This window comes from Streptomyces sp. NPDC001393 (assembly GCF_053597455.1).
The window spans coordinates 165,677-178,087 of the sequence record NZ_JBSFIH010000013.1 but is presented as its reverse complement, the minus strand read 5'-3'; the positions used below and the strand labels follow the sequence as shown (position 1 = coordinate 178,087).

Sequence of the window (12,411 nt, the reverse complement as noted above, 5' to 3'; positions counted from 1 at the left end):
CCAACTGCCGGATCAACGTCCCCAGATCCTGACTCGAACCCCGCGAATCACGCATCAACGTCGACAGCGTCTGCGCACCCATGTCGAACTTCATCTGGCCTCCCCCGTACGGGCTGATAACAGTCGTTTCTACCCTTGCCATGTTCACAGCTGGTCATCGCACGTGCAACCGCCTTACGTCACAACCCCGCCACAGAGCCGCGAGGCCCCCAGACGTCGCGATTCGTTGAGCGGTGATCCGACGGTATCGGTGGGGTCTGACAACGGTCACTGAGACGGACGAGAGCAGCGGCGTAACGGCGCGCGTCTGGCGGATTTGTGCCATGCGTCTGAGGTGTCGGCCCCGGTTTGCGGGCCTCTTCCGTCCCGGGTGTGGCCCAAAGCTGCCAATCGACGACGCTAGCGCCGTCGGCCCGCCGACGCCGCTGACGTCTACCAACTGCTCGGCGGGCTCGTGACCAGTTACCGCCCCCAGCGTGACGTCTTCGACCGCGTCACGTTTCCTCGTGTCCTCGATGCGGCCGTGAACGGCGGTGCCGAGTTCCTGGTCGCCGAGCAGGACGCGCGCGTGGTCGGGTACGTGCTCGCTCTGCGCATGCCCACCTTGTTCGCCGGCGGGACCGTCCTCGAAGTTCTGGAGCTCACCGTCGACGCGCCCTTGCGCGGGGGCGGTACGCATCCCGGTGGTGGCCCAGCAGCCAGCCGACTTCGACCGCACCACGAGATGGCGCTCGGCGCGGTCAAGGCGCTCGGTTCCAAGGCCGGGAAGTCCGTGCAGGTCGTCGGTTTCGACGGCACCCCGGACGGGCTGACGGCGGTGAGGAACGGCACGCTGTACGCGTCGGTCGCCCAGCAGCCGACGCAGTTGGGGAGGATCGCCGTGGACAACGCGCTGAAGGCGGTCCGGGGCAAGAAGGTGGAGCCGACGGTGAAGGTACCGGTGAAGGTGGTCACGAAGGACAATGTGGCCGGTTTCAGCGGCTGACAACGGGGGCGTCTCTCAGGGAAGTCCGGGGAATCACGGGAATCAGGGGAGTCAACTGATGTACGGCTACGACCTGCTGGTCGTGGGTTCGGCCAACGCCGACCTGGTGATCGACGTCGAGCGGCGGCCGGCCGCCGGCGAGACGGTGCTCGGCGGCGACCTGGCCGTCCACCCCGGCGGCAAGGGCGCCAACCAGGCGGTCGCCGCCGCCCGGCTCGGCGCCGGTACGGCCCTGCTGGCCCGGGTCGGCGACGACGGCTACGGCCGGCTCCTGCTGGGCTCCCTGCGCGCGGCCGGGGTCGACACGGTCGGCGTGCTGGTGGGCGGGGCGCCGACGGGCGTGGCGCTGATCACCGTGGACCCCTCGGGGGACAACAGCATCGTGGTGTCGCCGGGGGCCAATGCCCGGCTCACCCCGGTGGACGTCCGGGCGGCGGTGAGCCTGTTCCTGGCCTCGCGGGTGGTGTCGGCGCAGCTGGAGATCCCGCTGGAGACGGTCGTGGAAGTCGTACGGAACCTGTCCCCGGACAGCCGTTTCGTGCTGAACCCGTCCCCACCGCGGCCCCTGCCCACGGAGGTGCTCGCGGCCTGCGACCCGCTGATCGTCAACGAGCACGAGGCCCGGGTGATCCTCGGCGAGGCCTGCGTGAGCGAGGACCCGGCGGACTGGGCGCGGCTGCTGCTGGCCAAGGGTCCGCGGTCGGTGGTGGTGACGCTGGGCGCGGAGGGGGCGCTGGTGTGTGACGGGTCCACGGTGACGCGGGTGGCGTCGGTGAAGGTGGACGCGGTGGACACGACAGGTGCCGGGGACGCGTTCACGGCGGCACTGGCCTGGCGGCTGGGCACGGGTGCCTCGCTGGCTCAGGCGGCGGCCTACGCGGCCCGGGTCGGGGCGGCAGCCGTGACGAAACGGGGCGCGCAGGAGTCGTATCCGACGGCGGAGGAGGTCGAGGCCCTGTGCCGTGCCGTCCCGTGGGCTGACCTCCGGACCCCCGGCCGGGGCTCGGACCAGGCGCCCGGCGACTCGCAGCGAGGTGCATCGCTGTGAAGAAGGCGGGCATACTCAACCGCCATCTCTCCGGCGCCCTCGCCGAGTTGGGGCACGGGGACGGGGTGCTGGTGTGCGACGCGGGCATGCCGATCCCGGACGGGCCGCGCGTGGTGGACCTGGCGTTCCGCGCCGGGGTGCCGTCGTTCGCGGAGGTGGTGGAGGGGTTGCTGGCCGAGCTGGTGGTGGAGGGCGCCACGGCGGCGGAGGAGCTGCGCGGGCGCAACCGGGCCCTGCTGGACGGCCACTTCCCGGGGCTGTCCCTGGTCCCGCACGAACGCCTGAAGGAGCTCTCGGCGGGCGCACGGCTGGTGGTCCGCACGGGCGAGGCACGGCCGTACGCGAATGTGCTGCTGCGGTGCGGGGGGTTTTTCTAGGCACCGTCCCGGGGGTTTCGCCAGGCATCGTCCGGGATGTTTCGAGGGGGTGGCCCCGGTCCGTCGACCGGGGCCACCCCCTCGGCTTTCCCCTCCGTACCAGAGCCCCGTGAATCCCCCCCCGGGTCCCCTCCCGGGCTCTGATGACAGTTACGACACCCTGACGCCGGGAAGGGTTGCACGCAATCTCAAGATTCTTTGTGCCTGCCTCGGGCGAGGGCCGCTCGGCGACGGTCTGTGGCACGAGGGAACGCGTCCGGCCGTTCACTCCTTCCGGACGAGCCGCGCACCCCTGCTCTCCGCGATCCGCTTGACGTCCGCCAGGGACTCGCTGAGCCGCCGGGCCAGATAGCGCAGTTCCTCACCGGTCAGCCGCTGCTCGGCGAGCAGTTCGGCCGCGTGGCCCAGCAGACCGTCCGCCATACCGAGCTGCACACTTTCGATCTGGTCCGCGAGCCGGGAGATGTACCCCGCTCCGTCACCCATGAGGTAGCAGGGCTTGCCGTCCGTGATGGATGATCCAGCCCTGGTGAGTGCCTGTCAGACCGCCTGCGCTCTGGCCTTGAGCGACGCGTTGTCGCACAAGCAGTCACTGGCCCTCGTCAGGGCGGCAGCAGAGGAACACGTACATGGTCAGCAGTGAGCACACCGTCAACGACTCGTCCACGCTCACCGGGTGGTACAAGTCCAGCCACAGCGGCGGTGACCAAGGCGAGTGCCTCGAAGTCGCCTGCGGCCACACCGTCGTACCCGTCCACGACAGCAAGGACACCTCCGGCCCTGCGCTGATCTTCTCGGCCCACGGCTGGACCTCCTTCGTGACCGCCGTCAAGCAGGGCCGCATCCACGGCTGACAAGCGAAGGGCTCGCCCCGGACCGTCGACCGGGCAAGCCCCAAGCCGCGCCTACAGGAAAGCGCCGTGGAACCGCTCCACCGTCTCCGCCAGCACCTCCCGCCCGTCCCGGACCCACAGCCGCTCGTTGAAGAGTTCGACCTCGATCGGGCCGGTGTAGCCGGCCGCCTCCACGTAACCCCGCCACTCGCGCATGTCGATCGCGCCGTCGCCGATCTGGCCCCGGCCGTTGAGGACGCCCGCGGGCAGCGGGGTGACCCAGTCGGCCAGTTGGAAGGTGTGGATGCGGCCGCTCGCGCCCGCACGGGCGATCTGCGCCGGCGCCTGGTCGTCCCACCAGATGTGGTACGTGTCCACCGTGACGCCCACTTGCCGGGCGGGGAAGCGTTCGGCGAGGTCCAGGGCCTGGGCCAGCGTCGACACCACGCAGCGGTCGGCGGCGTACATGGGGTGCAGGGGCTCGATGGCCAGGCGGACACCGTGGTCCTCGGCGTACGGGCCCAGTTCGGCCAGGGCGTCGGCGATGCGTTCGCGGGCCGCCCGCAGGTCCCTGCTGCCCGGCGGCAGGCCGCCGGAGACCAGGACCAGGGTGTCGGTGCCGAGGGCGGCCGCCTCGTCCACCGCACGCCGGTTGTCCGCCAGTGCCGCCGCCCGCTCCTCGGCATCGATCGCCGTGAGGAAGCCGCCCCGGCACAGGGTCGTCACCGTCAGGCCCGCGTCCCGGACCAGTTTCGCCGTGGCGTCAAGGCCGTACTCCTGGACCGGCTCCCGCCACAGGCCCACCTGGGTGACGCCCAACGCCAGGCATGCCTCGGTCAGTTCCGGCATCGACAGCTGTTTCACCGTCATCTGGTTGATGCTGAAGCGCGTCAGGTCGGTCACTGGTTCACCCCGTGCAGCGCGAGCAGGTTCTTCATCCGCTCCTGAGCGAGCTTCGGGTCCGGGAACAGGCCCAGGCCGTCGGCCAGTTCGTAGGCGCGGGCCAGGTGCGGGAGGGAGCGGGCCGACTGCAGGCCGCCCACCATGGTGAAGTGCGCCTGGTGGCCCGCGAGCCAGGCCAGGAGGACCACGCCCGTCTTGTAGAAGCGGGTCGGGGCCTTGAAGAGGTGGCGGGACAGTTCGACGGTCGGGTCCAGCAGGGCCCGGAAGCCTGCCGTGTCCCCCGTGTCCAGCACCCGTACCGCCTCGGCCGCCAGCGGGCCCAGCGGGTCGAAGATGCCGAGCAGGGCGTGGCTGAATCCGTGCTCGTCGCCCGCGATCAGCTCGGGGTAGTGGAAGTCGTCGCCGGTGTAGCAGCGGACCCCGTCGGGGAGGCGGCGGCGCAGGGCGATCTCGCGCTGCGCGTCCAGCAGCGACACCTTGATGCCGTCCACCTTGTCCGGGTGGGCGGCGATGACCTGCAGGAACGTCCCCGTCGCCGCGTCGAGGTCGGCCGAGCCCCAGTAGCCCTCCAGTGCCGGGTCGAACATCGGGCCCAGCCAGTGCAGGATCACCGGCTCGGCGGACTGGCGCAGGAGATGGCCATAGGTCTCCAGGTAGTCCTCGGGGCCCTTCGCCGCAGAGGCGAGCGCGCGCGACGCCATCAGGATCGCCTGGGCGCCCGACTCCTCCACCACCGCGAGCTGTTCCTCGTAGGCCGCGCGGATCTCCGCCAGGGTGCCGCCCGTGAGCTGGTCGGTGCCGGCCCCGCAGGCGATCCGGCCGCCGACCGACTGTGCCTCGGCCGCGCTCCGGCGGATCAGCTCGGCCGCGCCCGCCCAGTCCAGGCCCATGCCGCGCTGGGCGGTGTCCATCGCCTCGGCGACGCCGAGTCCGTGGGACCACAGGTGGCGGCGGAAGGCGAGGGTGGCGTCCCAGTCGACGGCGGCGGGCGAGTCGGGCGAGACGTCGGCGTACGGGTCGGCCACGACGTGGGCCGCCGAGAAGACCGTACGGGAGGTGAAGGGGGTGCCGGGCGAGACTGCAAGCGGTTCGGTGCGGGGCTCGTACGTCCGCAAGGTGCCGTCAGCGGAGGGGAGTTGGATGGTCACAGGGAGATCTCCGGGACGTCGATCCGGCGGCCCTCGGCCGAGGACTTCAGGCCCAGTTCGGCGAGCTGGACGCCACGGGCGCCGGCCAGCAGGTCCCAGTGGTACGGCGCGTCGGCGAAGACGTGCCTGAGGAACAGCTCCCACTGGGCCTTGAAGCCGTTGTCGAAGTCCCCGTTGTCCGGTACCTCCTGCCACTGGTCGCGGAAGACCTCGGTGGCCGGGATGTCGGGGTTCCACACCGGCTTGGGAGTCGCCGACCTGTGCTGCACCCGGCACTTCCTCAGTCCCGCCACCGCCGAGCCCTCGGTGCCGTCGACCTGGAACTCGACCAGTTCGTCGCGGTTCACACGCACCGCCCAGGAGGAGTTGATCTGGGCGATGGCGCCGCCCTCCAGCTCGAAGACGCCGTAGGCCGCGTCGTCCGCCGTCGCGTCGTACGGCTTGCCCTGTTCGTCCCAGCGCTGCGGGATGTGGGTGGTGGCGAGGGCCTGGACGGACTTCACGCGGCCGAACAGTTCGTGCAGGACGTATTCCCAGTGCGGGAACATGTCGACAACGATGCCACCGCCGTCCTCGGCACGGTAGTTCCAGGAGGGACGCTGGGCGGGCTGCCAGTCGCCCTCGAACACCCAGTAGCCGAACTCGCCCCGGACGGAGAGGATCCGGCCGAAGAAGCCGCCGTCGATGAGCCGCTTCAGCTTCAGCAGGCCCGGCAGGAAGATCTTGTCCTGGACCACGCCGTGCTTGGCGCCCTTCTCCCGCGCCAGGCGGGCCAGTTCCAGGGCGCCGTCGAGACCCGTCGCCGTCGGCTTCTCGGTGTAGATGTGCTTTCCGGCCGCGATCGCCTTCTTGACGGCCTCCTCGCGGGCGGAGGTGACCTGGGAGTCGAAGTAGATGTCGACGCTGTCGTCGGCGAGGACCGCGTCGACGTCCGTCGAGACGTGCTCCAGGCCGTGGCGGTCGGCGATCTCCCGCAGGGCCTGCTCGCGGCGGCCGAGCAGGATCGGCTCCGGCCACAGCACGGTGCCGTCGCCGAGGTCGAGGCCGCCCTGGTCGCGCAGGGCGAGGATCGACCGGACGAGGTGCTGGCGGTAGCCCATGCGCCCGGTCACGCCGTTCATGGCGATACGCACCGTCTTGCGTGTCACGTCAGTCCCCTCTGTCGAACAACACCCAGATACATCCAGAGCTCTTACAGCAAGCGCTTTCTACACTGAGAAGCTAGCCTCTGGACGGTGGTCCGTACAAGACCGTGTCCCCTTCGAGTTGTTCGAGGGGGCGAACAACCGGGGGCCATGGCTTTAAGGTCTGCTCGACGGATTCTCGGAACCAGCAGCACGACCTGGCTGTCTACGAGGGCGTACGACACGATGCGCGACCGGAGGACGACGACATGACGGTGACCCTGGCGGATGTGGCGGCCCGCGCCCAGGTCTCACCCGCGACGGTGTCGCGCGTGCTGAACGGCAACTACCCGGTGGCCGCCTCCACGCGCGAGCGGGTGCTGCGGGCGGTGGACGAACTGGACTACGTCCTCAACGGCCCGGCGAGCGCCCTCGCCGCGGCCACCTCCGATCTGGTCGGCATCCTCGTCAACGACATCGCCGACCCCTTCTTCGGGATCATGGCAAGTGCCATTCAGGCCGAGATCGGGGGCGTCGGGGGCGGCCGGGCGGGCGGGGAACGGCTCGCGGTGGTCTGCAACACGGGCGGCTCACCGGAGCGTGAGCTGACGTACCTGACCCTGCTCCAGCGGCAGCGGGCGGCGGCCGTGGTGCTGACCGGCGGGGCCGTGGAGGACGCGCCGCACGCGGCGGCGGTCGCGGCGAAGCTGCGCAAGCTCGCCGAGGCCGGCACCCGGGTGGTGCTGTGCGGCCGGCCGCCGGCGCCCGGCACCGACGCCGTCGCGCTCACCTTCGACAACCGCGGCGGCGCGCGCCGGCTCACCGAGCATCTGCTCGGGCTGGGCCACCGCCGCCTCGGCTACATCGCGGGCCCCGAGGAGCGTACGACGACCCGGCACCGGCTGGAGGGCCACCGGGCGGCGCTCGCGGCGGCGGGGGTCGAGGAGGACCCGCGCTGGACGGTGCACGGCCGCTACGACCGGCAGTCCGGGTACGAGGCGACGCTGGAGCTGCTGCGCCGCGACCCGTCCCTGACCGCCGTGGTCGCCGCGAACGACTCCGTCGCGCTGGGGGCGTGCGCGGCGCTGCGGGACTCCGGGCTGCGGATTCCCGAGGACGTGTCGGTCGCCGGGTTCGACGATCTGCCGTTCAGTGTGGACGCGGTGCCTTCTCTCACGACCGTGCGGTTGCCTCTCGGCGAGGCGGGGGCGCGGGCCGGGCGTATCGCGATGGGCCTGGAGGAGCCGCCGCCGGGCGCCATCGCTGTGATCCGGGGGGAGCTGATGGTGCGGGGATCTTCAGGGGTGCCCCGGGTTTGAGTGGCCGCAGAGGGGTTTCCCAGCCACGCACCGTTCACTGTCCGCCGGGAAGTGACCGTCCCAGCAGCGGCAGTGGTGCCTCGCCCCTCCTGCGGTCCCGGTACCAGCGTTTACCGGTGTCGTAGGCCCGGCGGGCCCTGCGAATGGCGGAGATCTGGGTGGCGAGGTGGAGCTGGTAGCGCCAGGGGGTCTGGTGGCCCTGGCGCACCGCCATGGCGTAGGCGAAGGAGACCGGGTCGCGGTCCAGGTAGTCGTCCAGGTGCTCGAACCAGGCCATGCTGGAACGCGCTCCGGCCTGTACGGGGTGCAGTTCGGCGCGGCGGTGCTCGTCGTACGCGCGCAGCGCCGCCCGCGGATCCGGGTACTGCGCGAGGCTGTGGGCCAGCACGATCGCGTCGATCATGGCGAGCCGGGTGCCGGAGCCGAGCGTGAAGTGGGTGGTGTGCGCGGCGTCGCCGGCCAGGACGACGTTGCCGTCGACCCAGGTCCGGTTGCGCAGGTGCTGGAAGCGCTGCCACTTCGCCGGTTCACCGCGTGATCTGCTGATCAGGGAGTGGCCGTCGAGGGCGCGGTGGAAGATCTTCTCCAGCAGGGGCACGGCGTCCTCGGGGTCGAGCGTGTCGAGGCCCAGTCCCTGCCAGGTCTGCGGTGAGCACTCCACGATGCAGGTGCTGATCCTGCCCTTGACCGACGGGTAGGCGTGGAACCAGATCCAGCCCGCGGGGGTCTCCTCGAAGTCGAAGACGAAGCTCTGGAACTGCTGGTCGGTGCCGAGCCAGATGTAGGGGTTGCGGCCGGTCTCCACCTGGGTGCCGAAGCGCTCGGCGCGGCTCTGCCGGATCCTGCTGCCCGCACCGTCGGCGGCCAGGATCAGGTCGGCCTCGGGCAGGTCGGCGGGGTCGGCGAGCCACTCCCCGTGCCGGACGTCGACGCCGAGCGAGCGGGCGCGGCGGGTCAGGACGTCCAGCAGGGCGGCGCGGCCCATGCTGTAGCCGTAGCCGCCGAAGTACGCCGTGCCGTCGTGCCGGCTGCCGTGCACGCGGATCTCCTGGTCCTGCCAGAGCACGGAACCGGCGCTCACCGCGCGTGCGCTCTCGGGGTCGTTGTGGTGCAGGATGTCCAGCAGATCGTTCCAGTACACGACACCCCAGCCGTACGTCGCCTCCGGCGGGTCGCGCTCGATCACGGTGATCTCATGACCGGCGTCACGCAGTTTCGCGGAGATCGCGAAGTACAGCCCGGCCGGGCCTCCGCCCACGCAGACGATCCTCATCCGGTACCTCCGTCGTCACGGCCACACCGGAACATCGCTTCCGTCACGGGTTCCGGCATATGGATCCGGGTGCCCGTGGGGTCGGGCACCCGGATCCGCCTTTCGCTTTGTCAGGGGTGGCTCACTGGGTGTGGCTCAGTGGGGGGTGTGGCTCAGTGGGGGGTGTGGCTCACTGCTCAGTCGCAGCCCCAGCCCCAGCCCCCACCCCAGCCGCCATCTCCCCAGCCCCAGCCGCCGTGGTCTCCCCAACCCCAGCCGCCGTCGCCCCAGCCCCAGCCGCCGCCCCAGCCGCCTTCGTCTCCCCATCCCCAGCCGCCGCCGTCGTGGTGGTACGAGACGACGTTCTGCGGGGCAGCGGTGGTGGTGGCTGCGTGGGCCGCTCCGGCTCCGGCCGCGATGGCCAGGATCGGTGCCGAGCAGACTGCGATGGCCACTCTCTTGATACGGGTGGTGTGCGCGCGCATGATGAGCCCCTCTCCGGAGGGTGTAATTGATTTTCCGGCCGGCCTCGACGGGCCGTTCCGCATGCGCTCCAGAGCCTGCGCGTCGCCCTGTGCGCCGCCCGCCGCCCGCTCTCCGCGCTCCGACGACGGACCGCCACTTCCCGGGGTAAATCGGGCATAAGTGACGTTTTCCCCTTCAACCTACGACGAGACCGCGACGTAGTCAAAAGCAGGACTCCACCTCAGGATAAAGAACGGGCAAAGAAGCGGACCCAGGTCCGGTCCGGCCAACACCCGTGCACCGTAAGGACATTTCGTACGCCGCCGGGCCGGGGTGTGGACGCGGGCGGGCGGCGGGCCTAGCCTCTGAGGGAGGTATCTCTGACTGAGTCAAGTATCCAGGGGCGATCATGACCGTCCAGGACGTCCGCGCCTTCAACCGCTTCTACACGGGCGTCATCGGCGCCCTCGACTACGGGCGCCATCTCTACGCCCCGTACACCCTCACCGAGTCCCGTGTGCTGTACGAACTCGCCCAGGTCCCGCATCTGGACGCGGCCGATCTGCGCACCCTGCTCGACCTGGACGCCGGGTATCTGAGCCGGATCCTGAACAAGTTCGAGGACTCGGGGCTGATCGAGCGCGGGCCCTCGCAGAGCGACCCGCGCCGGCGTCGGGTACGGCTCACCGAGCGGGGACGAGAGGCCGCCGCCCTGCTCGACGAGCGGGCCCGGGAGACGGTCGGGGCCATGCTCGACACCGTGCCCCCGGCCGACCGGCCCCGGCTGGCGGACGCCATGCGGACCATCCGGGAGGTCCTCGGCGAGGGCGGGGCCCGGCCCGGCGAGGTGGTGCTGCGCGAGCCGCGACCGGGCGACCTGGGCTGGATCGTGCAGCGCAATGCCTCCCTCTACGCGGCGGAGTACGGCTGGAACGCCGACTACGAGGGGCTGGTCGCCCGGATCGTCGCCGACTTCGCGGCGGACCACGACCCGCATCTGGAGCGGGTGTGGATCGCCGAGCAGAGCGGGCGCCCGGTGGGCTGCGTGATGTGCGTACGGGACGACGCGCCCGGTACCGCGCGGCTGCGGCTGCTGCTCGTCGAGCCGGAGGCGCGCGGGCTCGGCATCGGCGACCGGCTGGTGCGGGCCGTGATCGACTTCGCGCGCGGGGTCGGCTACCGCGATCTGGTGCTGTGGACCAACGACGTGCTCAGCGGCGCCCGCCGGATCTACCAGCGGCACGGCTTCGTGCTCGTCGCGGAGAAACCGCACCGCTCCTTCGGCAAGGACCTCGTGGGCCAGGACTGGCGACTGGATCTACACGAATCGGGCGAATGAGGAGTCACACACGGGGCCGATGACGAGTAGGGTCCGGGCCATGAAGCTGGCGTTCTCCACTCTCGGTGTCCCCGGCCTGCCCCTCCCTGAGGTCCTGGCGCTCGCGACCGCGCACGGCTACCACGGCGTCGAACTGCGCGCCCACCCGGAAGAGCCGGTCCACCCCGGCCTCTCCGCCGCCGAACGCGCCGCGGCCGCGGCCCTGTTCAAGGAGGCCGGGATCGAGGTGCTGGGCCTCGCCGGGTACGCGCGTGCCGCCGCGCCCGGTGACGACGCACCCGTACTGGCGGAGATCCGGGACCTCCTCCACCTCGCCCACGACCTGGGCGCGCCCTACGTCCGGGTCTTCCCCGGCGCGGACCCCGAGCGCCCCGTCGAGGAGTCCGACGCCCTGGCCGCCCGGCGGCTCGGCAGCGCCGCGGAGGACGCCGCCGCGCTGGGGGTGCGGATCCTGCTGGAGACGCACGACTCGCATCGCACCGGTGCCGACGCGATCCGGGTGCTGGGCCCGGTCGGGCACCGGCAGGTGGGTGCGCTGTGGGACGTCATGCACACCTGGCTGGGCGGCGAGCAGCCCGCCGACACCTACGCGGCGCTGGCTCCGCACCTGGGGTATGTGCAGGTCAAGGACATCGCGTCGGCCCAGGACACGGCGCCGCTGCCGCTGGGCTCAGGGGTGCTTCCGCTCACCGAGTGCGTGGACGTGCTGTGCCGGCACGGGTGGGACGGGTGGCTCTGCTGGGAGTACGAGAAGCGGTGGTATTCGGCTGCCGCGCCGCTGGAGGGGTTGCTGGGGGCGGGGAGGGAACACTTGCTGAGGCTGCTGGACGAGGCGGCGTAGGGGCGGTGGATGTGCGCGGCGGCTTGGTGGCCTGGGGCGGCGGCGCGAGGGCGAGCCGCTCGTCCGGAGCGTCCAACTCCTGCGGGTAGCAGGCGAGTTCAGCGGGCCGCAGCTTCAGGCCGTCAGAGCCGTCGTGCGCAGCCCACCGGGTCGGTTCCGCCCAGTTGGACGTACAGCGCCGTCGACGGCGGGCAGTCCGCGCGCGTCCGTGCCGCCCTGGTGATGCGGTACTGGGGGCGGTGGGCGCCGGAGCCGTTGCAGGGGGTCTCGCGGACCTGGCCCTTGCCGGAGGCGTACACGCAGTCGCCGGGGATCGTCCGGGGGCCTCCCCCGCCGCCGGGGTCGCCGGGGTGCGGGGGCTCCAGGTTGCGCATGCAGGCGTAGCCCTGGGGGACGGCGCCGTCGCCGTTCTCGGCACCGGCCGCGGACCGGTCGCTGATGTGCAGCACGAAGTCGGTCGTCGCCGGGCACAGCGGGCCGTCGGTGCTCGCGCCGTCGTAGCGGGCGACGACCCTGGCCGCCGCCCGCTCGCTGGCGCAGGGCACCTCGGTGAAGCTGGTCGTACCGAAGGAGCTGCACGCGCCGACCGCGAGGAACTCGGCGCCGTAGCCGCTCGTGACGGGGGTGGGGCGGGCGTCACCGACGGGGGTGCCCGCCGTGCCCCGGCAGCCGGCCAGCAGGGCGGCCGGCAGCAGGCAGGCGAGGCACGCGGCCCTCACGGCACCTTTCCCACGCATGGCCACCCCCCTGACACCCCGGTCCAGCGTGGCCCTCGGC

Annotated in this window: 13 protein-coding genes and 1 pseudogene; 7 read left to right on the top strand and 7 right to left on the bottom strand. The window is 71.6% G+C overall.

The window, feature by feature from the left end; translation table 11 throughout:
• Positions 1–677 precede the first annotated feature (677 nt).
• The 3 genes and pseudogenes from ACWC2T_RS17480 to rbsD form a co-directional block, all read left to right on the top strand.
• Positions 678–985: pseudogene (locus ACWC2T_RS17480) on the top strand (substrate-binding domain-containing protein); the annotation flags it as partial.
• A 58-nt stretch (positions 986–1,043) separates the two neighbouring features.
• Positions 1,044–2,033 carry a ribokinase gene (locus ACWC2T_RS17475; protein ID WP_450671221.1) on the top strand — a complete coding sequence of 330 codons (990 nt, stop codon included), beginning with the start codon at positions 1,044–1,046 and terminating at the stop codon, positions 2,031–2,033.
• The gene (gene rbsD / locus ACWC2T_RS17470) at positions 2,030–2,410 is read left to right on the top strand and encodes a D-ribose pyranase (RefSeq protein WP_450671220.1); all 381 of its coding nucleotides are present in this window, start codon (positions 2,030–2,032) and stop codon (positions 2,408–2,410) included. The genes ACWC2T_RS17475 and rbsD overlap by 4 nt, the downstream gene beginning before the upstream one ends.
• Positions 2,411–2,674: 264 nt before the next feature.
• Here rbsD and ACWC2T_RS17465 read toward each other — a convergent pair whose 3' ends face one another.
• The gene (locus ACWC2T_RS17465) at positions 2,675–2,896 is read right to left on the bottom strand and encodes a hypothetical protein (RefSeq protein WP_450671219.1); all 222 of its coding nucleotides are present in this window, start codon (positions 2,894–2,896) and stop codon (positions 2,675–2,677) included.
• 143 nt (positions 2,897–3,039) lie between these two features.
• Here ACWC2T_RS17465 and ACWC2T_RS17460 point away from each other — a divergent pair, with 143 nt between their 5' ends.
• A complete protein-coding gene (locus tag ACWC2T_RS17460) occupies positions 3,040–3,264 on the top strand; it encodes a DUF397 domain-containing protein (RefSeq protein ID WP_450671218.1) in 225 nt (74 codons plus the stop codon).
• Positions 3,265–3,315: 51 nt separating this feature from the next.
• Here ACWC2T_RS17460 and ACWC2T_RS17455 read toward each other — a convergent pair whose 3' ends face one another.
• Genes ACWC2T_RS17455 through ACWC2T_RS17445 form a run of 3 tightly spaced genes read right to left on the bottom strand, consistent with a single transcriptional unit; the run spans position 3,316 to position 6,442 of the window.
• Positions 3,316–4,146, bottom strand: a complete 831-nt coding sequence (locus ACWC2T_RS17455; protein WP_450671217.1) for a sugar phosphate isomerase/epimerase family protein — start codon at positions 4,144–4,146, stop codon at positions 3,316–3,318.
• Entirely contained in the window at positions 4,143–5,294 is a 1,152-nt protein-coding gene (locus tag ACWC2T_RS17450) for a dihydrodipicolinate synthase family protein (protein WP_450671216.1), read from the bottom strand. Before ACWC2T_RS17450 ends, ACWC2T_RS17455 begins: the two co-directional genes overlap by 4 nt.
• Positions 5,291–6,442 carry a Gfo/Idh/MocA family protein gene (locus ACWC2T_RS17445; protein ID WP_450671215.1) on the bottom strand — a complete coding sequence of 384 codons (1,152 nt, stop codon included), beginning with the start codon at positions 6,440–6,442 and terminating at the stop codon, positions 5,291–5,293. The genes ACWC2T_RS17450 and ACWC2T_RS17445 overlap by 4 nt, the downstream gene beginning before the upstream one ends.
• Positions 6,443–6,687: 245 nt before the next feature.
• On the opposite strand from ACWC2T_RS17445, the gene ACWC2T_RS17440 reads away from it, so the two are divergent.
• Positions 6,688–7,737, top strand: coding sequence for a LacI family DNA-binding transcriptional regulator (locus tag ACWC2T_RS17440; RefSeq protein ID WP_450671214.1), 1,050 nt, complete (start codon positions 6,688–6,690; stop codon positions 7,735–7,737).
• Positions 7,738–7,771: 34 nt separating this feature from the next.
• Here ACWC2T_RS17440 and ACWC2T_RS17435 read toward each other — a convergent pair whose 3' ends face one another.
• Together ACWC2T_RS17435 and ACWC2T_RS17430 are read right to left on the bottom strand one after the other, a co-directional pair.
• Positions 7,772–9,010 (bottom strand): FAD-dependent monooxygenase, encoded by a 1,239-nt coding sequence (locus ACWC2T_RS17435; RefSeq protein ID WP_450671213.1) that lies wholly within the window; start codon positions 9,008–9,010, stop codon positions 7,772–7,774.
• A 176-nt stretch (positions 9,011–9,186) separates the two neighbouring features.
• Complete coding sequence (locus tag ACWC2T_RS17430; protein WP_450671212.1) at positions 9,187–9,474, bottom strand: hypothetical protein; 288 nt, start codon at positions 9,472–9,474, stop codon at positions 9,187–9,189.
• Between the two features lie 389 nt (positions 9,475–9,863).
• Between ACWC2T_RS17430 and ACWC2T_RS17425 the strand changes: the two genes are divergently transcribed.
• Entirely contained in the window at positions 9,864–10,793 is a 930-nt protein-coding gene (locus ACWC2T_RS17425; protein ID WP_450671211.1) for a bifunctional helix-turn-helix transcriptional regulator/GNAT family N-acetyltransferase, read from the top strand.
• 40 nt (positions 10,794–10,833) lie between these two features.
• Complete coding sequence (locus ACWC2T_RS17420; protein WP_450671210.1) at positions 10,834–11,634, top strand: sugar phosphate isomerase/epimerase family protein; 801 nt, start codon at positions 10,834–10,836, stop codon at positions 11,632–11,634.
• Positions 11,635–11,756: 122 nt separating this feature from the next.
• Here ACWC2T_RS17420 and ACWC2T_RS17415 read toward each other — a convergent pair whose 3' ends face one another.
• Positions 11,757–12,371 carry a hypothetical protein gene (locus ACWC2T_RS17415; protein WP_450671209.1) on the bottom strand — a complete coding sequence of 205 codons (615 nt, stop codon included), beginning with the start codon at positions 12,369–12,371 and terminating at the stop codon, positions 11,757–11,759.
• Between the last annotated feature and the right edge of the window lie 40 nt (positions 12,372–12,411).

What these genes read in the sequence shown, in the direction of transcription:
- ACWC2T_RS17425 (WP_450671211.1), top strand. Translation starts at nt 9,864, where the DNA reads ATGACCGTCCAGGACGTCCGCGCCTTCAACCGCTTCTACACGGGCGTC.
- ACWC2T_RS17420 (WP_450671210.1), top strand. Translation starts at nt 10,834, where the DNA reads ATGAAGCTGGCGTTCTCCACTCTCGGTGTCCCCGGCCTGCCCCTCCCT.
- ACWC2T_RS17475 (WP_450671221.1), top strand. Translation starts at nt 1,044, where the DNA reads ATGTACGGCTACGACCTGCTGGTCGTGGGTTCGGCCAACGCCGACCTG.
- ACWC2T_RS17440 (WP_450671214.1), top strand. Translation starts at nt 6,688, where the DNA reads ATGACGGTGACCCTGGCGGATGTGGCGGCCCGCGCCCAGGTCTCACCC.
- ACWC2T_RS17430 (WP_450671212.1), bottom strand. Translation starts at nt 9,474, where the DNA reads ATGCGCGCGCACACCACCCGTATCAAGAGAGTGGCCATCGCAGTCTGC.
- ACWC2T_RS17460 (WP_450671218.1), top strand. Translation starts at nt 3,040, where the DNA reads ATGGTCAGCAGTGAGCACACCGTCAACGACTCGTCCACGCTCACCGGG.
- ACWC2T_RS17415 (WP_450671209.1), bottom strand. Translation starts at nt 12,371, where the DNA reads ATGCGTGGGAAAGGTGCCGTGAGGGCCGCGTGCCTCGCCTGCCTGCTG.
- ACWC2T_RS17465 (WP_450671219.1), bottom strand. Translation starts at nt 2,896, where the DNA reads ATGGGTGACGGAGCGGGGTACATCTCCCGGCTCGCGGACCAGATCGAA.
- ACWC2T_RS17435 (WP_450671213.1), bottom strand. Translation starts at nt 9,010, where the DNA reads ATGAGGATCGTCTGCGTGGGCGGAGGCCCGGCCGGGCTGTACTTCGCG.